Origin of the sequence: Saliphagus sp. GCM10025317 (assembly GCF_042663665.1) — an archaeon.
In the GTDB taxonomy this organism is placed as follows: Archaea; Halobacteriota; Halobacteria; order Halobacteriales; family Natrialbaceae; genus Natronosalvus.
Genome location: NZ_JBHTAQ010000005.1, coordinates 2,116,197 through 2,135,676, shown reverse-complemented (window position 1 = coordinate 2,135,676; position 19,480 = coordinate 2,116,197). Strand labels below are relative to the sequence as shown.

General features: G+C 63.6%; 21 protein-coding genes and 1 pseudogene. 12 read left to right on the top strand and 10 right to left on the bottom strand.

Annotated elements, in window-relative coordinates; translation table 11 throughout:
- Positions 1 to 46 precede the first annotated feature (46 nt).
- Both pyrE and ACFQS4_RS12405 read right to left on the bottom strand, forming a co-directional pair.
- Complete coding sequence (gene pyrE / locus ACFQS4_RS12410; RefSeq protein ID WP_497901807.1) at positions 47 to 574, bottom strand: orotate phosphoribosyltransferase; 528 nt, start codon at positions 572 to 574, stop codon at positions 47 to 49.
- A 230-nt stretch (positions 575 to 804) separates the two neighbouring features.
- Complete coding sequence (locus tag ACFQS4_RS12405) at positions 805 to 1,350, bottom strand: CDP-2,3-bis-(O-geranylgeranyl)-sn-glycerol synthase (RefSeq protein WP_497901806.1); 546 nt, start codon at positions 1,348 to 1,350, stop codon at positions 805 to 807.
- A 170-nt stretch (positions 1,351 to 1,520) separates the two neighbouring features.
- On the opposite strand from ACFQS4_RS12405, the gene ACFQS4_RS12400 reads away from it, so the two are divergent.
- From ACFQS4_RS12400 to ACFQS4_RS12390, 3 genes are read left to right on the top strand one after another with little or no spacing between them, the layout of a single operon-like run.
- The gene (locus ACFQS4_RS12400; RefSeq protein ID WP_497901805.1) at positions 1,521 to 2,357 is read left to right on the top strand and encodes a proline dehydrogenase family protein; all 837 of its coding nucleotides are present in this window, start codon (positions 1,521 to 1,523) and stop codon (positions 2,355 to 2,357) included.
- A gap of 39 nt (positions 2,358 to 2,396) precedes the next feature.
- Positions 2,397 to 3,113, top strand: a complete 717-nt coding sequence (locus ACFQS4_RS12395) for a DUF502 domain-containing protein (protein WP_312908138.1) — start codon at positions 2,397 to 2,399, stop codon at positions 3,111 to 3,113.
- A gap of 30 nt (positions 3,114 to 3,143) precedes the next feature.
- On the top strand, positions 3,144 to 3,959 hold the full coding sequence (locus tag ACFQS4_RS12390) for a ZIP family metal transporter (protein ID WP_497901804.1): 816 nt from the start codon (positions 3,144 to 3,146) through the stop codon (positions 3,957 to 3,959).
- A 65-nt stretch (positions 3,960 to 4,024) separates the two neighbouring features.
- On the opposite strand, the gene ACFQS4_RS12385 is transcribed toward ACFQS4_RS12390, so the two are convergent.
- Both ACFQS4_RS12385 and ACFQS4_RS12380 read right to left on the bottom strand, forming a co-directional pair.
- Positions 4,025 to 4,291 (bottom strand): hypothetical protein, encoded by a 267-nt coding sequence (locus ACFQS4_RS12385; RefSeq protein ID WP_497901803.1) that lies wholly within the window; start codon positions 4,289 to 4,291, stop codon positions 4,025 to 4,027.
- A gap of 161 nt (positions 4,292 to 4,452) precedes the next feature.
- The gene (locus tag ACFQS4_RS12380; protein WP_497901802.1) at positions 4,453 to 5,331 is read right to left on the bottom strand and encodes an amidohydrolase family protein; all 879 of its coding nucleotides are present in this window, start codon (positions 5,329 to 5,331) and stop codon (positions 4,453 to 4,455) included.
- Positions 5,332 to 5,672: 341 nt separating this feature from the next.
- On the opposite strand from ACFQS4_RS12380, the gene hflX reads away from it, so the two are divergent.
- The gene (gene hflX, locus ACFQS4_RS12375) at positions 5,673 to 7,013 is read left to right on the top strand and encodes a GTPase HflX (protein ID WP_497901801.1); all 1,341 of its coding nucleotides are present in this window, start codon (positions 5,673 to 5,675) and stop codon (positions 7,011 to 7,013) included.
- A gap of 171 nt (positions 7,014 to 7,184) precedes the next feature.
- On the opposite strand, the gene ACFQS4_RS12370 is transcribed toward hflX, so the two are convergent.
- Positions 7,185 to 7,259 (bottom strand): hypothetical protein, encoded by a 75-nt coding sequence (locus ACFQS4_RS12370; protein WP_497903192.1) that lies wholly within the window; start codon positions 7,257 to 7,259, stop codon positions 7,185 to 7,187.
- 41 nt (positions 7,260 to 7,300) lie between these two features.
- Positions 7,301 to 8,191 (bottom strand): annotated as a pseudogene (locus tag ACFQS4_RS12365) (magnesium transporter); the annotation flags it as partial.
- A 200-nt stretch (positions 8,192 to 8,391) separates the two neighbouring features.
- Between ACFQS4_RS12365 and ACFQS4_RS12360 the strand changes: the two are divergent.
- Both ACFQS4_RS12360 and ACFQS4_RS12355 read left to right on the top strand, forming a co-directional pair.
- Complete coding sequence (locus ACFQS4_RS12360) at positions 8,392 to 9,546, top strand: thiolase family protein (protein ID WP_497901800.1); 1,155 nt, start codon at positions 8,392 to 8,394, stop codon at positions 9,544 to 9,546.
- Positions 9,543 to 9,920: a nucleic acid-binding protein gene (locus ACFQS4_RS12355; RefSeq protein WP_497901799.1), complete on the top strand. Its 378-nt coding sequence runs from the start codon at positions 9,543 to 9,545 to the stop codon at positions 9,918 to 9,920. The genes ACFQS4_RS12360 and ACFQS4_RS12355 overlap by 4 nt, the downstream gene beginning before the upstream one ends.
- Before the next feature lie 20 nt (positions 9,921 to 9,940).
- On the opposite strand, the gene ACFQS4_RS12350 is transcribed toward ACFQS4_RS12355, so the two are convergent.
- Positions 9,941 to 10,909, bottom strand: coding sequence for a DUF7547 family protein (locus ACFQS4_RS12350; RefSeq protein WP_497901798.1), 969 nt, complete (start codon positions 10,907 to 10,909; stop codon positions 9,941 to 9,943).
- A gap of 157 nt (positions 10,910 to 11,066) precedes the next feature.
- Between ACFQS4_RS12350 and ACFQS4_RS12345 the strand changes: the two genes are divergently transcribed.
- The 5 genes from ACFQS4_RS12345 to ACFQS4_RS12325 all read left to right on the top strand — a co-directional run bounded on the left by ACFQS4_RS12345 (position 11,067) and on the right by ACFQS4_RS12325 (position 16,910).
- Positions 11,067 to 11,723 carry a DUF7504 family protein gene (locus ACFQS4_RS12345; RefSeq protein ID WP_497901797.1) on the top strand — a complete coding sequence of 219 codons (657 nt, stop codon included), beginning with the start codon at positions 11,067 to 11,069 and terminating at the stop codon, positions 11,721 to 11,723.
- A gap of 60 nt (positions 11,724 to 11,783) precedes the next feature.
- Positions 11,784 to 14,603 (top strand): ATP-dependent helicase, encoded by a 2,820-nt coding sequence (locus ACFQS4_RS12340; RefSeq protein ID WP_497901796.1) that lies wholly within the window; start codon positions 11,784 to 11,786, stop codon positions 14,601 to 14,603.
- 183 nt (positions 14,604 to 14,786) lie between these two features.
- A complete protein-coding gene (locus tag ACFQS4_RS12335; protein WP_497901795.1) occupies positions 14,787 to 15,104 on the top strand; it encodes a HalOD1 output domain-containing protein in 318 nt (105 codons plus the stop codon).
- A gap of 14 nt (positions 15,105 to 15,118) precedes the next feature.
- The gene (locus tag ACFQS4_RS12330; RefSeq protein ID WP_497901794.1) at positions 15,119 to 15,358 is read left to right on the top strand and encodes a UPF0058 family protein; all 240 of its coding nucleotides are present in this window, start codon (positions 15,119 to 15,121) and stop codon (positions 15,356 to 15,358) included.
- A gap of 244 nt (positions 15,359 to 15,602) precedes the next feature.
- Positions 15,603 to 16,910, top strand: a complete 1,308-nt coding sequence (locus ACFQS4_RS12325) for an MFS transporter (RefSeq protein WP_497901793.1) — start codon at positions 15,603 to 15,605, stop codon at positions 16,908 to 16,910.
- Between the two features lie 17 nt (positions 16,911 to 16,927).
- Here the strand turns inward: ACFQS4_RS12325 and ACFQS4_RS12320 are convergent, their stop codons facing one another.
- Positions 16,928 to 17,347 carry a DUF371 domain-containing protein gene (locus ACFQS4_RS12320; RefSeq protein WP_497903191.1) on the bottom strand — a complete coding sequence of 140 codons (420 nt, stop codon included), beginning with the start codon at positions 17,345 to 17,347 and terminating at the stop codon, positions 16,928 to 16,930.
- A 214-nt stretch (positions 17,348 to 17,561) separates the two neighbouring features.
- Between ACFQS4_RS12320 and ACFQS4_RS12315 the strand changes: the two genes are divergently transcribed.
- A complete protein-coding gene (locus ACFQS4_RS12315; RefSeq protein ID WP_497901792.1) occupies positions 17,562 to 17,783 on the top strand; it encodes a hypothetical protein in 222 nt (73 codons plus the stop codon).
- A 46-nt stretch (positions 17,784 to 17,829) separates the two neighbouring features.
- Here the strand turns inward: ACFQS4_RS12315 and ACFQS4_RS12310 are convergent, their stop codons facing one another.
- Positions 17,830 to 19,173 (bottom strand): alkaline phosphatase family protein, encoded by a 1,344-nt coding sequence (locus tag ACFQS4_RS12310; RefSeq protein WP_497901791.1) that lies wholly within the window; start codon positions 19,171 to 19,173, stop codon positions 17,830 to 17,832.
- 110 nt (positions 19,174 to 19,283) lie between these two features.
- Positions 19,284 to 19,415 (bottom strand): hypothetical protein, encoded by a 132-nt coding sequence (locus tag ACFQS4_RS12305; protein ID WP_256548162.1) that lies wholly within the window; start codon positions 19,413 to 19,415, stop codon positions 19,284 to 19,286.
- Between the last annotated feature and the right edge of the window lie 65 nt (positions 19,416 to 19,480).

Below are 19,480 nucleotides of genomic sequence, written 5' to 3'. Positions count from 1 at the left end.
TTGATCCGTTTTCGACGCTCTGTCGAGGCCACCGCTCGAGAACCGCTCAGTCGCGGTCGGCCAGCAACTCCTCCGCCGTCACCAGCGCCTTCATCTCGAGGCCCGCGGCTTCGACGTTCTCGCGGCCGCCTTCCTGCCGGTCCACGACGACGAGCGCGCGCTCGACCGTCGCACCCGCCTCGCGTAGCGCCTCGACCGCCTCCACCAGGCTCGTCCCCGTCGTGACGATGTCCTCGACGACGACGACTTCCTCGCCCTCCTCGAGTCGGCCCTCGATCAGGTTCGCCGTCCCGTAGTCCTTGCGCTGTTTCCGGGCGATGACGTAGGGAACGTCCGCGGCGACGCTCGTCGCAGCCGCCAGCGGGACGCCGCCGAGGGCGACCCCGCCGAGTTTCGCGTCGGCCTCGAGTCGCTCGGCGAAGGCCTCGGCGATCAACTCGAGACAGCGTGGGTCGGTTTCGAAGAGGTACTTGTCGACGTAGTAGTCGCTGGTGCCGCCGTGGGAGAGTTCGAACTCGCCGTATCGAACCGCGTCGGCGTCCCGGAGCGCGTCGATGAGTGCCTGGTTCGTCATTGGCGAGAGTGGGGCGGCGAATCGAAATAAACGATGTGATGCGCGCTCGTGGCCGAAGGGGCTCGAGGTCAGATGCACGTTCGGAGGTCGAGGAGTGTATTTGCGGTCGGATGCACGTCCGGAGTTGACTCGTAGGGGCAACACTCGAGGCCGGCACTCCAAGTTGACTCACAAGTCGAAACTCGAGGCCGGCACTCGAGCGGCCGACCCGAAGAGCTGGACGCGACTCGCTACCAGGGCTCGTCCTTCAACCCGAGTCTGTACGCGATCATATTCGTCGAGACGTGCAACAGCGGCGTAATGACGACGACGACGAGGATGACTTCCCATGTGAATACGGACAGGAACCAGTCGATGTCGAGCAGGGCCGTCACCGGGAGCGAGACGATGACGAAATCCAGCTGGTCGACGACGGGAAACATCGCCCCGCGGTCCCGGCCCGTTCGACGCTTGAGAAACGACGCGAGAATGTCCCCGAGCATCGCCCCGCCGGCGAGTCCGAGCGCCGCGAGCGGCGTGAACGTCGGCACCTCGAAGTCGAGCGCGGCACTCGCGTCACTGGCGATTAGCGTCAACACCGCCGCCAGGATCAGGCCGATCGTCGTCCCCACCGCCGTTCCCCGCCAGGTCTTGCCGTCGCCTAGCAGTCGCTTACTGTTGAGGGTTCGACCGCCGTCGATCGGCCGACCGCCGCCGGCGAGCACCGCCGCGTTGTTCGGCACGTACGCGGGCACCATCGCCCAGAACGCGACTACGATCGTCTCGAGTACTGCCATGTCACCCTCGATGCACCGGTGGCTCTTAACCGCTGGTGGTTCTCGCGTGCCGGCCGGAGGCATCGATGACCGAAGACGGTCGCAGGCACGTCGATAACGGTTACAGGTGACGATCCCTCAACGAAGACGAATCACAAACTGCCAAATAAGAGGGGGACACACGTTCGATTATGATCCCGCCCATCGCGAATCGGTTCGTCGCCGGGGAGTCACCCGCAACGGCCCTCGAGCACGTGCGGACCCTGAACGACCGGAACATCAACGCCATCGTCAACCTGCTCGGCGAACACTACGACTCCCGGTCGCCGGCGGCGGCCGACGCGGCCGAGTACCGATCGCTCGTCGCGGACATCGGCGACTCGAGTCTCGAGGCCTGCATCTCGGTCAAACCCTCCCAGATCGGCCTCGACGTGGGCGAGGACGTCTTTCGCGACCTGCTCGAGGAAATTGTCGCGGAGGCCACAGATCGAGACGTGTTCGTCTGGATCGACATGGAGGATCACACGACGACTGACGTCACCCTCGACGCCTTCGAGGCGATGACGACGACCTACGACGGCAACGTCGGCGTCTGCGTGCAGGCGAACCTCGAGCGGACTCGCGAAGACGTCGAACGCCTCGCCGACCTGCCAGGAAAGGTTCGATTCGTCAAGGGGGCCTACGACGAACCGGCCGAAATCGCTTACAAGGACAAAGCGGCCGTCAATCGCGCCTATCGGGAGTTGCTCGAGTACGCCTTCGAACACTTCGAGGACGGCGTCGCCGTCGGCAGTCACGATCCGGCGATGATCGAGCACGCCATCGACCTCCACGAGGAGTACGGGACCGACTTCGAACTCCAGATGCTCATGGGCGTTCGCGAGGACGCCCAGGAGGAACTCGCGGCGGAGTACAAGATGTGGCAGTACGTTCCCTACGGTGGCCGGTGGAAGTCGTACTTCTACCGACGGGTCATGGAACGCAAGGAGAACCTGTTTTTCGCCCTGCGGGCGATCCTCGACCGGTAAAGGGAAGGGCTGATAACCCCGTAGTGTGACCCACAGCACATGACCTCGTGGAAGCGGGACTTTGCGAGCGGCCTCGTCGTTCTCGGTCCCATTCTCATCACCCTCTACCTCCTCTACTGGCTCTACGGGATCATCGCGGGGGTCACCCCGGAGTTGATCCTCGACGCCAACGTGCTCCGATGGCTCATTCCGGACGGCGCGTTCGAGGGTGCGGCCCGAACCCGCGAACAGGTCGCACAGTTCCTGCGTGTCGTCATCGTCCTCACGGTGCTCATCATCCTCACGCTCTCGATGGGGTACCTGATGCGAACGACGATCGGCGGTCTGGTCGAACGCGTCCTGGACAACGTCGCCAACCGCGTGCCTGGCCTCCGGGTCGTCTACAACGCCTCGAAGATGGCCGCCGAAACCGCCTTCGGGGAGCAGGAATCGCTGCAGAAGCCGGTCAAGATCGAGACCTGGAACGGGGCGCGAATGACGGCGTTCAAGACCGGAAAAACGGCCGACGACGGCCGCGAAGTGCTCTTCTTGCCGACCTCCCCGAACATCACGACGGGGTTCGTCATCGAGGTTGAAACCGACCGCATCACCGAACTCGACGAGGACGTCGAAGACGCCCTGACCCGGGTGCTCAGCGCCGGGTTCGGCGACGCAGATCGGGGCATGGACGCCGGCATCTCCATCGACGTCGTCGACGAACGCGTTGCACAGCACTTCGAGCCCGACTCCGACCAACCGTCCGAGGCGAACGACTGAAACCGAGCCGATTCCGGACAGATCACACCTATGTCGACGCTCTCCGAGGTCCTCGTAATCGCGACGCTCGCCGGTTGTGCGACCGGAATCGGTGCGCTGCCGACGGTCTACACCGACCGGGTGAGCCACAGCGTCTACGACAGTTCGCTGGGGTTCGCCGCCGGCGTCATGGTCGGCGCGGCCGTCTTCGCGCTGATCATCCCCGGTCTCAACCTCGGCTCGCCGCTCGAGGTCGTCACCGGCATCGTCGCCGGCGGGGCCTTCTTGCTCGTCGTCAACGCTGCGCTTCCCCACCTCCACATCAACACCGGATTCCGGGACGAAGCCAGCGGAATGGAGGGAATCGCCCTACTCCAGAGCGACGAGGCCGCGGCCGAACGGGCGGCGATGGACGACGACCGCCGGCGGGCGTTGCTCGTCGGCGCGACCGTCACGATCCACAACGTCCCCGAAGGACTCGCCGTGGGCATCGCCTTCGCCAGCGGGGAGGCGGGACTGGGACTCGCGATCGCGACGGCCATCGCCGTCCAGAACGTCCCCGACGGATTCGCGATGGCGATTCCGGCCATCAGAGCCGGAGTCTCTACCCCGAAGACGATTCTTTACACCACGCTCTCGGGCGGCCTTCCCGAACCGATCGCGGCCGCGGTCGGCTTCGCTCTCGTGGCGGTCGTCACCGGCATCTTCCCGATCGCGGCGGGCTTCGCCGCCGGCGCGATGATCGCGGTCGTGTTCCGCGAACTCATCCCCTCGAGTCACGGCCACGGCTACGCGGACACGGCGACGATGGCGTTTCTCGCCGGATTTTCGGTGATGCTGGTCGTCGACACCGTCCTGGCGGTGTGACTTCCAGTTCGAGTGGCGCTACGACGGGGGCGAATTGGAGACGACCACGCCGACATCCCATCCCGCTAGTCCCGATCGGCGGAAGCGTCGGTCTCGGAGTGGTCTGCTTCGGCGTCCATCGACGCCTGGATCTCCTCAAGCCCCGGGGCTCGTCGCCGGACGATCACCAGAACGAGTCCGAGCATGATCGCCGGAATAACGACCATCGCGACCAGGACGAAGAGGGCAATCTCGAGTTCCGGCGGGCCGGGGATGGTGGCGGGGGCGTGCTCGAGCGAGCGGCTGAATGGATGGCCGAACGAGGGGCCGAACGACCAGTACGGCACGAACATAACACACGTACTCGAGGCGCACATACAACAGTTGTCCTCGTTCTCAGTTCGAGAGGTATCGTCGTTTTCAGTTCACGACGCTCTCGCCCGTCGAGTACGTCCACCTTCCCCGAACCGCTCACTCGAGACCCCGGTCGCTCACTCGAGGTTCAGGCCGCCCACTAGAGACCCAGGAACGACTCGGCATTCTCCCAGAGGAGTTTTCGCTGCACGTCCTCGGGGAAATCAAGTTCGGCGAACTGCTCGAGCCAGGGCTTGGGCTCGAGCATCGGGTAGTCGGTGCCGAACATGACCTTGTCCTTCAGCAGGGACTTCGCGTAGTGGAGCACCTGGTCGTCGATGTAGCGGGGCATCCACCCCGAGAGGTCCATGTAGACGTTGCCCTTCTGCTGGCAGATGGCCAGTTGCTCCTGTTCCCAGGGGAACGCCGGATGCGCGATCAGGATCTGGAGGTCGGGGTAGTTCGCTGCCACGTCGTCGATCAGCATCGGATTGCCGTACTTGATCTTGAGGCCGCGGCCGCCGGGCGAGCAGGCCCCCAGCGTCGAGTTCCCACCGTGAAAGACTACCGGGACGCCCAGGTCCTCGATGGTCGCCCACAGCTCCTCGTGTTCTGGATCGGAGGGGTCGAAGCCCTGGGCGATCTGCTGGAACTTGAATCCCGAGAGGTCGAGGTCCTCAACGCAGCGGATCGCCTCCTCGACGCAGTCGTCCTTGAGCGGGTCGACCGAGCCGAAGCCGACGAAGAAATCCGAGTACGTGTCTCGAACCTCGGCGACGTAGTCGTTGGGCACCGGCGGATTGCCGGTATTGGTCTCGGCGTCCCACCCGAGGAGGACCGTCCGCCCGACGCCCGCCTCGCGGTACTCCTCGATCATGTTCTCGTAGGTGTCGGTCTCGAGGTCGGCCCCGAATCGGTCGGCCGCGTCGCGCATCATCTCCCCGCCCGCGTCGTGGAGGAACTCGCTGGTCGGTTGGTGAGCGTGGGTGTCGATCGCTCGCGGCCCGTCGGCGGCCTCGAGTGCTGCCGGAAGCGTCATACCCGACTTTCCGCTTGCGGCCGTAAAAACGGCGCCGGTTCGCGCTGACAGGCGGGCGCCACCGCATTCAAGACCCTTCCCGACGTAGGTGAGGTATGATTCGCGACCAGTTAACCGAGGTGACCGGCCGGCATCCCTGACGTGGTCAGGTACTGGGCGGATTCGAGAGACGGCGCTTCGAGGCGCGTCCTCGTCGATCGCGTTCGCGAGCGTTTACTTGCGCGCTCGCTCGACTGCTCGTTCGAGTGTCAGCCCGAGCGCTCATTCCTGCGTCCGTCCGAGCGCCCACTCGAGCGTTCGAATCGCGTCGACGCCTCTATCGACCACGATCAGCTACTCGTATGAACGAACGCACACACGAACGGACGAGTGCGGACGCGGCGGCGGACGAACGGGCGATCGTCGCCAAACGCGTCGACTCCGGCGTGCCCGACACCGAGGAGATTTCGGACCTCGCCCGCGCGGCCGGGTACACCGTCGTCGACGAAGTCACTCAGACCAGGACGGCGGATGCCGCCCTCCAGCTAGGCGAGGGGAAGGCGAACGAGCTGGCGGAGGCGGTTCGACGGACCGACGCCGGGACGGTCATCTTCGACAACCGGCTCGGGCCCTACCAGACGTACAACCTCGGACAGCTCCTGCCCGAGGGCGTCACGGTCATGGACCGGTTCACCCTGATCCTCGAGATATTCGGCCAGCGCGCCCAGACCCGAAAGGCACAGCTTCAGGTCGAACTCGCCGAACTCCGCTACGAACTCCCGCGCGTCGAGGCGAAGGCGAGCCTCGCCAAACGGGACGAACACCCCGGCTTCATGGGACTCGGCGAGTACGACGAGAGCCGCGAGCAGGACATCAAAGACCAGATCAGCCGGATCAGGGACGAACTGGCCCAGATCGAGCAGACCGAGGAACAGCGCCGCGAACGCCGACGCGACTCCGGATTCGACCTCGTCGCGCTGGCGGGATACACCAACGCCGGGAAGTCGACGCTGCTCCGACGCCTGGCGCGCGATCTCGAGGTCGAGGAGAACGAGGGCCTCCACCCGGACCTCGACGCGACGGCAGAGTCCCAGGACAGGCTGTTCACGACCCTGGGGACCACGACTCGACGGGCGGACATCGAGCCCCGGAACGTGCTCGTGACCGACACGGTCGGGTTCATCAGCGACCTGCCCCATTGGCTCGTCGAGTCGTTCAAGTCGACCCTCGATTCGGTCTACCGGGCCGACCTCGTTTTGCTCGTCGTCGACGTGAGCGAACCGGTCGAGGAGATCCACGAGAAACTTGTCACTAGCCACGACACGCTCTACGAGCGCAACGAGGCGCCCATCGTCACCGTCCTCAACAAGATCGATCGCGTCAGCGACGAGGACCTCGCCGAGAAACGCGAGACACTCTTGGCGCTGGCACCGAATCCGGTCGCCGTCAGCGCCCAAGAAGGGAGCAACGTCGACGCCCTGCTCGAGCGGATCGACGAAGAGCTCCCCGAATGGGAGCGCGAGCGCCTCGTGGTGCCGATGACGGACGACACGATGAGCCTCGTGTCCTGGATCCACGACCACGCCAGCGTCGACGACGTGACCTACGGCGACGACGACGTGGTAATCTCGTTCCTGGCCCGGCCTGCAGTGATCGACCAGGCACGGTCTCGAGCGAGTGACCTCCAGGCGGCGGAGGTCTGACTGATCGCGTTCGGCACAGATCCTCTTCTGGCACGGGCTCGAGATGAAGCGCTTGCCCCTGTCGAAATCCTCCTTCAGTATCGTATCGCTGTAGCGCGGAATACGCGCTCACGAGGCTTCCCAGGCGTACGTCCACATTTGGATTCAGTTGGTCTGGTTTCACCGTTCAGCTCACTGCTGCACGATTTGAATGAGGTTCCCGCACGTGTCGTCGAAGACGGCCATCGTAACGTCCCCGGCGGTCATCGGCTCCTGAGTGAACTCGACACCGTGCTCGCTCAGGCGTTCGTAATTCCGCGAACGGTGACTGCCATCGCCTGCGTCCCAGCGTTCCCGCCCATCCCAGCAACGACTGGCATGTACGCTGCCAGAATAGCGACGGCGGCAATGGTGGACTCGAACAGTCCAACGACCGCTGCAGCCATAAACGCAGTTCCAAGGTTGAGGATCAGCCACTTGTACCGCCTCCGTATCTTCGCTCCTGGACCGTCGAGGACGCTCTCCTCTTCTGCGACGCCAGTGAAGTCATAGAGCGTTTCCCCCCGCGCCTCTTCGAGCAGTTGCAACAAGTCCTCGGCGTATATCACTCCGAGAATGTCGTCCTCTTCGTCGAGTACGGCGACGGCGTGCTCGCGGTTTTGGCTGAAAATCTCGATCACCTCTTCGTCATCGTGGTCGTAGCGGACGTGTGGCGTCTCCTGTACGTAGTCGCTAACTGTTTCGGTGACGGTATCAGCTATCGACAGTGCCGCGCCGGGGAGTTCACCTTGTAATCTACCATCATCGGTAACGAAAATCGTCGGAACACGTCCCGTTCGCTCTTCGAATTGACGAACCCGCTCGGTCACTTCGGAGAATTGGCGGGTTTCGTCGACGGTAACGTAATCGAGGCTCATCAGCCCAGCTGCACTTTCTGGGTCGAACGAGAGCAAAAAATCGATTTTCTCGCGGCGCTGGTTATCGAGCGTAGCGAGGAGCGCCTCACGTGTCTCTTCATCGGTGTATCTGATAACCTCGGTCACCTCGTCTGGGTCGAGTCGGTCGATAAAGGTCTCCAGTTCCGACCGACTCATATCCACGACGAGGACTTCTTGTACCTCGTCCGGAAGTCCAAAGAAGACGTCCCGCCACTCCGTCCGTGGCAGAGCAGTAAAGGGATTAGACGGCGAAGAAGACATCGCAATCGTCTCCTGAACGTCTGTAGAATGCTGGGATATACACGGAGCGTACAGATCAACCCCTAAATTATAGTCGATAGCCGAATTCGCACACCAATCCTAACACCACCTGGAGAGATAGACAGCTGATCCAGAAACGACTCACACCCATTCTGCCAACATCCTCACCCTATAAATGCGTGACCTGACTCAGTGTGAGCATGGAACGCGTTGCGATCATCGGCGCGTCGATGACCCAGTTCGGCCAGCGCGAGGCGTGGATCCGTGACCTTCTCGCCGAAGCCGGCATCGCCGCCCTCGAGGACGCCGGCGTCGCCTCGGACGAGGTCGAGCACTGCTACGTCGCGAACATGTCCAGCGGCGAGTTCGAGGGCCAGGGTGGCATTATGAACATGCTCGCTCACGACCTCGACCTCCTGCCGGCGTACGCCCAGCGGGTCGATCAGACATCCTCGAGCGGCGGAGCCGGCATCTACGCCGCCTGGCAGTCCGTCGCCAGCGGCGCCAGCGAGATGACCCTGCTCGTGGGTGGCGAGAAGATGACCCACCGCACCACGGGGGAATCGACCGACATCATCGCCTCGATCACCCACCCCGAGGAGTACAAACACGGCGTCACCCTGCCCTCCTTCGCCGGGATGACCGCCCGCCACTATCTCGAGCGATTCGACGCGCCCCGGGAGAGCCTCGGGAAGGTCGCCGTCAAGAATCACAAAAACGGCGTCGACAACCCCCACGCGCAGTTCCGGAAGGAAGTGGACTTAGAGACCGTCCTCGAGTCGCCCATCGTGGCCGACCCCCTTCGACTCTACGACTTCTGTCCGATCACCGACGGCAGCGCCGGACTCGTCTTCTGCCCGGAATCCGTAGCGAAGGAGTACGCCGACGAGTACGCCGTCGTCGCGGGCGTCGCAGGCGCGACCGACACCCACGTCGTCCACGAGCGCCCCGATCCCACCGTGATGAACGGCGTCGTCGAGAGCGGCGAGGCCGCCTACGAGATGAGCGGGTACGGCCCCGAGGACGTCGACGTCGCCGAACTCCACGACATGTTTACCATCCTCGAGTTCCTGCAGATGGAGGGACTCGGCTTCGCCGACCACGGCGAGGCCTGGAAGCGCGTCGAGGCCGGTGAGACCGAGAAGACCGGCGACCTGCCGATCAACACCTCCGGCGGCCTCAAGTCCAAGGGCCACCCCCTCGGCGCAAGCGGCGTCGCCCAGGGCGTCGAAATCTACGAGCAACTCGTCGGCGAGGCCGGCCCGCGTCAGGTCGACGCCGACGTCAGCCTGTGCTGCAACGTCGGCGGGTTCGGTAACTGCGTCATTACGACGATCATGGAGGCTGCAGCATGACGATGGAGGCCTACCGCTACGCCGACGGGACGATCGGGTTCCCCGGCCACCACCTCGGCCCGGACGGCGAGGAACCCGTCGACACGGTCGACCTGAGCGAGTTCACAGCGACGGTCGTCACCTGGACGACGAGCACTGCCACCCCGCCCGGCGTCCGAGAACCGAATCACCTGGCCATCGTCGAGTTCGACCTTGAGGACGCGCTCGAGGTCGACCAGCCGCCCGTTCGCGCCCTGGGTCAGCTCACGACCGGGGACGTCGAGACCGGCGACGAGGTTCGGCCGGTCTACGTCGAGGAACTTCGAGAACCAGGTGTGGGGATCAAAGTGATCGAGAGTCAGGCGTGGGACGGTTACCGGTTCGAACCGGTCTGAGCGGTCGCTCGCTTGCGGACCTAGTCGTCGGCGTCTTCGTCTCTGCCGTCTCTGTCGTCTCCATTGTTTTCGTTTTCGTTGCCGTTTCGTTCGCCGTCATTCGAACCGTCACTCGAGCCGTCGTCCGCCCCCGTTTCGCCGGTACTCGAGTCGCGCATCCCACCTGGGTCATTACCAACTGACTCCCCATCGTCCGCCGACTCGCCGTCCTTCCCTGGCGGCGAGGATTCGTCCGTTTCAACCGTTTCGTCCGTTTCGTCCTCGTTCGAGGCTCCATACCGGTCTCGCAACGTCTTGAGTTCGGCGTCGACGTCCACGCCAGAGTCGGTGGATTCCTCTGGGAGCCGATGGCCGTCGTTGCGGTCTCCATCCTCGTCCCTCACAGACCGCTGGTTACCCACGGATCGCTGGTCGTCGTCCCCGGACTGGATGTCGATCTGATAAGGTTGAGATTCCGAATCCGACCCGGACGCTTCCATCCGGTCGACGCGCTCTGCCAGTCGCTGGTCGATATCGTCGCGAAGCCGTCTGGCATCCTCGAGCAACGTTCGGGTCCGGTCGTCGACCTCTATCCCGACTTCGTCGGCATCGCCCGAAACGGCGTTCTGCAACTCTCGAAGCGCGCGGTCGAGGTGCGTGAGCGTGGTGTCGCGGAGTTCGCTCGAGCGGTCGACCGTCCGATCGGCGGCGTCCGTCGCGGCGTCGCGAACCGCTCGCTGGCCTCGAGCGAGCTTGAGTCCGCGCCTGAGGGCCTCGAGCGCACGGATATTCGCCTCGAGGGTGGCGATCAGGGCTGGAATTGCGACTTCGTCACCGAACCGTGCGAGTTCGCCCGGCGTCGGCGGCCGCAACGGGAATTGCCGTCGACGGTGGTTCCGGGATCGAGCGTCGTCCTCGAGTTCGTCGCGGAGCGCGTTCAGCGTCGCGCTCAACTCCCGAAGCGCTTCGGCGAGGTCGTCGCGGTCGTTGCGGTCGTCGCGATCGTCCATGCGACCACTGCGTGGCCATTCGTGAAAAAATGGCCGATTGGATCTCTCCTGGCGAATTATACGCTGGGCTCGTGGAACGGATTTTGTTCGAGATGAACTTACTTAGATGAATAACGACCACAATGTTTATTGCGGTCGGCGGTGAGGCTGTAAATGGATGCAGACTGAGTCAGGTACCGGTGTGTCAGACGGCGTCACCTTCGCGCAGGCGCTCGACCGACTCAAACGGAACGGAAGTACTGTACTGGTCGTCGGGAGCAGCGAGCAAGCAGCGCACGAAGTCGCGTGTCAGCGCTTGCTCGGGACGCACACCGATAGCGAACGCCATCGGCTCGCCGTGACGGCTCGAGACGCGACGTACCGCGGCCACGGCTGTGTCTGTGAGTCCACGGACGCACGGACGCGTCACATCGAACACACCGTCCAACCAGCACAGGAACCGACCATCGATACGGCCGGTCGGCCGCTCGCCACCCTCGGAACGGACGTCATCGACGCGATTCGAGAAATCGAGTCGACGGAAGACGGACTCGATCCTGCCGAACTGCGCGTCTGCGTCGACTCGATCGTCCCGTTGCTGAGCGAGTACGACCCCGAGGACGTGTTCAAACTGCTCCACATCACGACGACGACCGTCAAAAGTACGACGGGAATGGGCCACTTTCACCTCCCGCTGGCGCGCGATCACGACGCGGTCAACCTGTTCGAACCGCTGTTCGACGCGGTCGTCGAGGTCCGACGCCGCGACGACCGCGTCGAGCAACGGTGGCACCTCCGTGACTACAACGTCCAGAGTGAGTGGCTCGAACTGTAGCCGTTCACTTTCACCCCGCTGACCAAACCCTCTTAGGCGACGGGGCCCCAGTGACTGACGATGGATGGGGACGAGTCGTCGCACTCGACGAGCCCGTCGTTGCCGCCCGCACTCGAGTCGTCCGACGTCGCTGACTGGGACGTCTTCGAGTTACTCGAGCCGGCAGTCCAGGCGTGGTGGCTCGAGGCCTTCGGCGAGTACGTCCCCGAGAACGGCGGCTTCTTCACCCCACCGCAACGCGGCGCCATCCCAAAGATTCACGCGGGAACGAACACCCTGATCTGTGCGCCGACGGGCTCCGGGAAGACGCTGGCGTCGTTTACGGCGATTATCGACGAACTCTTCAAGCGCGACCGGGACGGCGACGGACTCGAGAACGCGGTGTACTGTCTGTACGTCTCGCCGCTGAAGTCGCTGGCCAACGACATTCACCGGAACCTCGAGGTCCCGCTCGAGGGGATCGAATCGATTGTCGAAGAGCGGGGAGACTCGATGGGCGAGATTCGCCACGCGATTCGTCACGGCGACACCAGTTCGAGCGAGCGCCAGGCGATGCTCGAGACGACGCCCCACGTCCTCAACACGACGCCGGAGACGCTGGCTATCCTGCTCAACGCACCCAAGTTCCGCGAGAAACTGCGTAGCGTGGAGTACGTCATCGTCGACGAGATCCACTCGCTGGCGGCGAACAAACGCGGCACGCACCTGTCGGTGAGCCTCGAGCGACTCGAGGCACTGGTCGATCACGACGTTACGCGAATCGGCTGTTCGGCGACGATCGAACCCCTCTCACAGGTTGCAGAGTTTCTGGTCGGGTGTGAACCGTCGAACGAGCCGGGATCCGGCGCCAATTCTGCAGTCAATTCGGAGATCGATCTGGAACCGGAGGGTGAACGCACCCCTCGAGACTACGACATCGTCGACGCCCGCTTCGCCCGCGAGTTCGACCTCCGCCTCGAGTGCCCTGCCGATGACCTGATCAACACCTCGCGAGACCTCGTCCAGGACCGGTTCTACCGACTCTTACACGAGCACATCCAGAACCACACCAACACACTGGTCTTCACGAACACCCGTTCGGGTGCCGAGCGCGTGTTGCACACGCTTCGCGAGCGGTTCGACACCTACGACGAGGACAACTCGGGGTGTCACCACGGCAGCCTCTCGAAGGACGTTCGTCACCGGGTCGAAGGAAAGCTCAAAGCGGGCGACCTCGACGTGGTGACGTCCTCGACCAGCCTCGAGTTGGGTATCGACATGCCCTACGTCGACCTCGTCGTGCAGGTCGGCTCGCCGAAGTCCGTCGCCGCGTTGCTCCAGCGCGTCGGCCGGGCGGGCCACCGGGTCGGCCAGACCGTCACGGGTCGAGTGATCGCCCTCGACCGAGACGAGTTGCTCGAGTGCGCCGTAATGCTCAAGAAGGCCCAGGAGGGCTTCGTCGACGCCGTGTCGATCCCCGAGAACGCCCAGGATGTCGCCGCCCAGCAGGTCTACGGGATGGCGATCGCCGAGATTCGGCCAGAACGGGAGGTGCTCGAGATCTTGCGGCGGGCGTATCCCTACCGACGCTACGGCGACGACGACTGGGAGCAACTCCTCGCGTACCTCACGGCTGAGTACGCCGGTATGGAGGACCGAAACGTCTACGCGAAGGTCTGGCGAGACGCGAACGATCCGCCCGACGGCGAGCACCACTACCCCGAGTACCCCGTCGGTGAGGTGCTGATGGGCAAACGTGGCCGGCTCGCCCGCGTCATCTACATGACCAACGTCGGTACGATTCCGGATTCCTTTACCTGTGATGTCTACACCCGCGCCGATAGTGCGTGGGTCGGCCAACTCGACGAAGGCTATCTGGACACCCTCGAGAAGGGCGACGTGTTCGTCCTCGGCGGCGATCACTTCGAGTACCGCTACCGGCGCGGATCGAAGGTATACGTCGACCGGACGAGCGCGCGGCCGACAGTGCCGTCCTGGTACTCCGAGCGCCTGCCGCTCTCCTCGGACATGGGTCGCGAGATCCTCGCGTTCCAGCGGACGCTCCTCGATCACTACGCCGATGGCGGCTCCTCTCGCGTCCGCGCCTGGCTTCGTCAGTTCTCGCTGGACGACTCGAGCGTCCGCGCGATGTCCCGGCTGTTCGACTACCAGATTCGCTACGCGGGCACGGAGAGCGTGAGCACGCCCGACCGACTCGCCGTCGAGGTCGAACGCGACCGCGACGAGTACGAGCGCCACTACTACGTCCACTCTTGTTACGGCCGTCGCGTCAACGACGGCCTCTCGAGACTGCTCGCCTACCGATGTGCCCAGGAGGCGACAGCGGACGTCCGCGTCGCCGTCGCCGACAACGGGTTCGTCCTCTCGATGCCCCTGAACCGGAAGGTCGACCTCGTGGGCATTCTCGACGACCTCGAGGTCGAGGACGTGCGCCCGGACCTGCGAAGCGCGCTGTCGGGAACCGACCTCCTCCAGCGGTACTTCCGGATCAACGCCACGCGCTCGCTGATGATCCTCAAACGGTACAAGGGCTACGAGAAGTCCGCCAGCGAGCAACAGGTCTCGAGCGAGATGCTGCTCGGGTTCGCCGAGGGCCTCGAGGACTTCGCCGTCATCGAGGAAACCTACCGCGAACTCCTCGAAGACAAGTTGAACGTCGCGGAGATCGAAGGCATCGTCTCCCGCCTCGAATCGGGCGAACTCGAGGTCTCGAGACGACTCGTCGACTCGCCGACGCCGCGCGCGTTCGGGCTGGCGACGCTCTCGGCGAGCGACGTGGTGCTGGCTGAAGACGAGAGCGCCGTCTTGCAAGCGTTTCACGAGCACGTCCTGGAGGAGATCGGCGAGGGTGCGCTCGCCACGTCGGCCAAGGATCGATAGGCGGATCGCGTTTTCCGGCCAAAAACCCAGTTCGTGCTCGAGAAGCGTTCCCCGTCCCGTTTACAGCGACTATAATTTCAGTTTCTGCTGGTAAAATTGTTTCGCGAAACGATAACGACGGATATACCTCGACATTTAGGGACACCGCTTTCATAGGTGTTCGTTGGCCCGCTATCCGGAGACATGAGCAGCCAACTCGATAACGCACCCCAAGGAGAGATAGGACTCGACTCGACGGAGGACGAAACGGACGCGTTGACGGGAGAACTCGTCCAGGCAATCGCGGCCCTCGAGGAAGTGCCCGAGACCGACGTCGGACCGTTGTACGAATCCGTCGAGCTGGAATCGGTCGTGACGCTGCTGCGTCACGCGAGCGCGCACGATTCGACGGTCAATGTCGAATTCGAACACGAGGGCTACACCATCACCATCGGTTCCGACGGAACCGTTCGAATTTACGAGGGAGACCCACAGATCGGCCAGCAGAACGAATCTGCGTGAGAGGAATCGATGGAATGCGTAAACAGGAACTCATCCATTTACACGCTCTCGCAGTCGAACTTCGCAAAGACGTAACCGAACACGAGACGATGCCGCCAGACGCGTTCGAGGAGTACGATGGGTACGGGGTCGCTCCGACGTCGATTCACTACAACAAGCCTCGTCACAAAGAGAGTCTGCTGTTGCTTCTGGATGGAATTTGTCGCACTGTCCGTCGGCCGCCGACGCAGGACCTCCCCGACGGGATGCGGTGAGACCGGCCGAGCACGCGTGAAGACGTGCTGTCGTCTCGCTGGTGCCGTCAGCCACGACTCTGTTCGAGGACCGTGCGTGACATATGTCTAATTCGCTCGAGGGTGGCGCGTGACGCATGTCTAATCCGCTCGAGCAGTACACGGTCGAACGGTCGCGGCCGCGTACCAGAAAATTCAGAAATCTTACAAAAATTCGTAACCGCAATCCCCTAAGTACCATCGGTACGTCCATCCCACGACGTAGATGAGTCGAACCGGGATTTCCGCGCCAATCGGCAGGTACTATCTCTTCCAGGCCACCGACTCGGTCGGCTTCATCTGGCCGGTGTTCACCCTGTTCTTGCTCTGGAAGGATCTCACCTTCGCTCAGATCGGGACGCTCGGGGCCGTTTCGGCACTGCTCGTCGTCGTCCTCGAGGTACCGACGGGCTACGTCGCGGACCGACTCGGTCGTCGAAACGCGCTCGCGATTGGGATGGCGGCGATGACGCTGTCTATTGCCGGGTTCGTCGTCGCCGATTCGTTCCGCTCGTTTCTGGTTCTCTACGCCGTCTGGTCGGTCTCGCTCGCGTTTCAGTCCGGAACCGCGGACGCCTGGCTCTACGAGACGCTTCGAGCGGGAGACGGCGAAGGAAACGAGGCGGATTTTACTCGCATCCGCGGCCGAGGCGGGTCGGTCCACCAGTGGGTCTCCGCGGTGACGATGATCGGTGGCGGCCTCCTCTACGCGATTGAGCCGACCTATCCGTTTCTCGCTTCGGCGGCACTCAACGGCGCTGGCGTGGCCGCGGTGCTCACCATGCCGAAGAACGCCCAGTTCGATGGCACCAGTGAGACGAGCGTGGCGGACTCTCCTGGCGTGCTCGAGATGCTCTCGATGCTTCGACGGCTGTTCGCGGGTCCATCGTTTCGCGTCTTCGTCCCACTCGTCGCCCTGTTTTTCGCGCTGGTCAACGTGGCAGACACCTACATTCAGCCAATCACCGTTGAGGTGTTGAACGACGCTCCGCCGCTGTCGATCTTCGCCGGATCCCTGCCGGAGGAAGCTGCGCTCGGATTCCTCTACGCCGGATTCGCCGTCCTCGCGGCTATCGCGAGTTATCATGCGGAAACCGTTCGATCGCTGGTGGGCCTCCGGACGGCGCTGCTGACAGTTCCGGTGGTGACCGCCGCGGCCGTGCTCGTCCCTACCGTCGTTCCGGTGCTCGCCATTCCCGTCTTCTTCGGAATGAAGGGGGCTCGAGCCCTGTACGAACCGCTGGTCAATCAGTACCTCAACGACCGGTCAGCGTCGGTCGGTCGCGCCACGGTCCTCAGCGCCGCGTCGATGGGGTACGCGCTCGTGCGCGTCCCGTTGAAACCGCTCGCGGGATTCGTCGCGGACCTGACCTCGCCGATCACGTTGCTGGCACTCCTCGGTGGGGGCTTTCTCGCGTTCGCACTCCCGCTGATAGCCCTTCGGTCCCCGATCCCCGAAACCGCGTGCTCGAGCGAGGAACGGCCATCGTTCCAGGACGCGTCGGTCGATGGACGGCAATCGGGTCGAGACTGACTCCCCCGGCTCGTCAATCACTCCGGTGACACGGTAAACGTCACCCGCGCGTCAGCGCCGTCGGCGAGCGCCGCCACCAGGTCGCGGTCGAACCCCTCGGCGGCGAAGTCGGCCTCGAGCAGGACCGTCCGCTCGTCGACGTACTCGCTGGTTCGCCCGACGGCACTGCGCGCGCTGGCGAACTCGAGGTCGGGATCACCACGCCCCGTCATGCTCTCGGTGAGTCCGTCGACCTCAATGGTGACGGTGATTAGCGCATTGGCGTCTCGACAGGCCTCGACGAAGTCCGGATCGAAGTCGGCAGGGGCGCGGTCGGCGTCGATGGCGAGGATGCAGTCGCCGGCCGGCGTGAGGTAGTCGTCTGTCGTAATCTCGAAGGTGCTCGCGTGCCGGGCGGAGACGTGCTTGTGGCCGCGGGCGTGGACGACCTCCGTCAGGGTGCTCGAGTCGTCACTAACGTCGGCGTCGCCTTCCGCTTCCTCATGGCCGTCGCCTTCTACGTCGGTGGCGTCGCGCATACTCGAGCCAGCATCGGGACTGTCAAAACGGATTCGGAAACGTGCTAGCGATCGAAAACGCTCCACGAGGTGACAGTCACAATCGTCCAACCGCGAGCAAATCGCAAGACCGATACTCGCGGCGACACGTCGGATGACCGTGCAATCGACGCTCGTTCGGATTCTCGTCTGGATCGGCGTCGGGCTGTGGACCGTTTGGGCCGTGGCGGTCGTTCTCCTCGTACTCGGTCGATTCACGCCCCTCCCGTCGTTCGATCTCGTCGCCTCGACCGTTTTCGTCGGTGCCGTTCTGGCGACGGTCGTGGGTATCGGGCAACTACTCCGAAATGGATACCGGTGGCTCGTCGATCGGTGATGCCGTTCGATAGTCGGTATCCGCAGTAACGAGAGCTGTTGCCCCTCTATACCAGGCTCGCGCCGTCGAAGGCCGACCGTTTGACGTCGACCTCGAGCAGGTCGAGAATCGTCGGGGCGACGTCGTAGAGGTCGGCGTCCTCGATGGTGGCCTCGGGGTCGTCGATGAAGAGGCTGGTATCGTCGAAGCTGTGCATCCCGTTACGCGGGCCCGTAGTGAAGATGTCGCTGTCGGCTTTGAACCCCGACTTGAGGTCGAAGCCCTTGGCCGGAATCGCCACGAGGTCCGGTGCGATGTCGTCGTGGTCGCCGCGGAACGCCGTCTCCTTCTCGACGACGCGGTCGACCACCTTCCGACCGTCGGGACCCTCGAGGTCCTCGAGCATGGCCTTCAGTTCGTCCCGAACCGCGTCGTAGTCCTCCTGCGGGACCGATCCGCGCGGTTCTCGGCCCTCGAGGTTGAGGTAGAACCGGCCGGGGATGAACGAGTACGCGCGCGTCTCGTCGGCGATGTCACCGAGTTCGTCCGGGTTGTCGGTATCGAAGGAGAGCCACCCCTCCTCGCGGAGCCACTCGTTGAAGTGAACCTCGTAGTCGAGGCTAGTGAAGCCGTGATCGGAGGCGACGATCAGCGTCACGTCATCGGGCAACATCCCGCGAATGCGCCCGATGTAGTCGTCGAGCTTCTCGTAGAACTCGAGGAACTCCTCCCTGTACTCACCGTCGCGCTCGTAGTCCTTGAACAGGAAGTGGTTCACCCGGTCGGTCGTCATGAAGACGCCGAAGAAGAGGTCCCAGTCGTCCGCCTCGAGGTAGTGTCGGAACGCCTCGAAGCGAGCGTCGAGCGTCTCGTGTGCGTCCTGGATAAAGTCGGTCTTGTCCGCCTCGTGGCCGAGTTTCGGGTTGACGTCGATGCGGTAGTCGATCGATTCGAGGTACTCGCGTACGTCGTCGGGAAAGGCCGCCTTCTCGAGGTCGGGGGAGAGAAAGCCCGAAACCATCCGCTGGACATCCCGCTGTGGCGGGAATGTGACGGGAACGTTGAACACGGTTGCCTTGCGCCCCGCCTCCGTTACGCGGTCCCAGAGGCGAGTCGCCTGTACCTCCCGTCCCATCGGCACGTACGTCTCGTAGGTGCCGACCTCGCGGTCCTGGAAGCCGTAGACGCCGGTCTCGCCGGGGTTGACGCCGGTCGTGAGTGCCGGCCAGCAGGCGCTCGATTCGGGAGGGACGATGCTCGAGATCTCGCTCGCGGTCCCCTCGTCCGCGAGCGCGGCGAAGTTGGGGAATCGATCGCGGTTGTTCGTCAACAGACTGTACGGCACACCGTCGATACCGATAAACGCGACGCGCGGGTTCTCATCGCCGCGCAATCGGTCGAACAGACCCATGGGGGTCCGTAGTTCGACCGGCTACAAGAAGGTTCTTCTCGAGACACTGTTTTCGAGAACGATAGAGCCCTCGCATCCCGCCGAAAGCGATCGACGCCACTGCAGCCGATTCAATCTCGACGCTGATTCGGCGCGTCGGGGTCGAAGTTCGTTGGCACGACCGTCAGGTGGGCCATTCCGGCTCCATCCGTCGAGTCGTCCGCCGACGCCGCGTCGTGAGTCGGGTGCTGGTTGGTCGCCATCTCGACTCTAGCTACGCCAACGACACCCATAAAATTACCCATGCTCATAATGCATCGTTCGGACG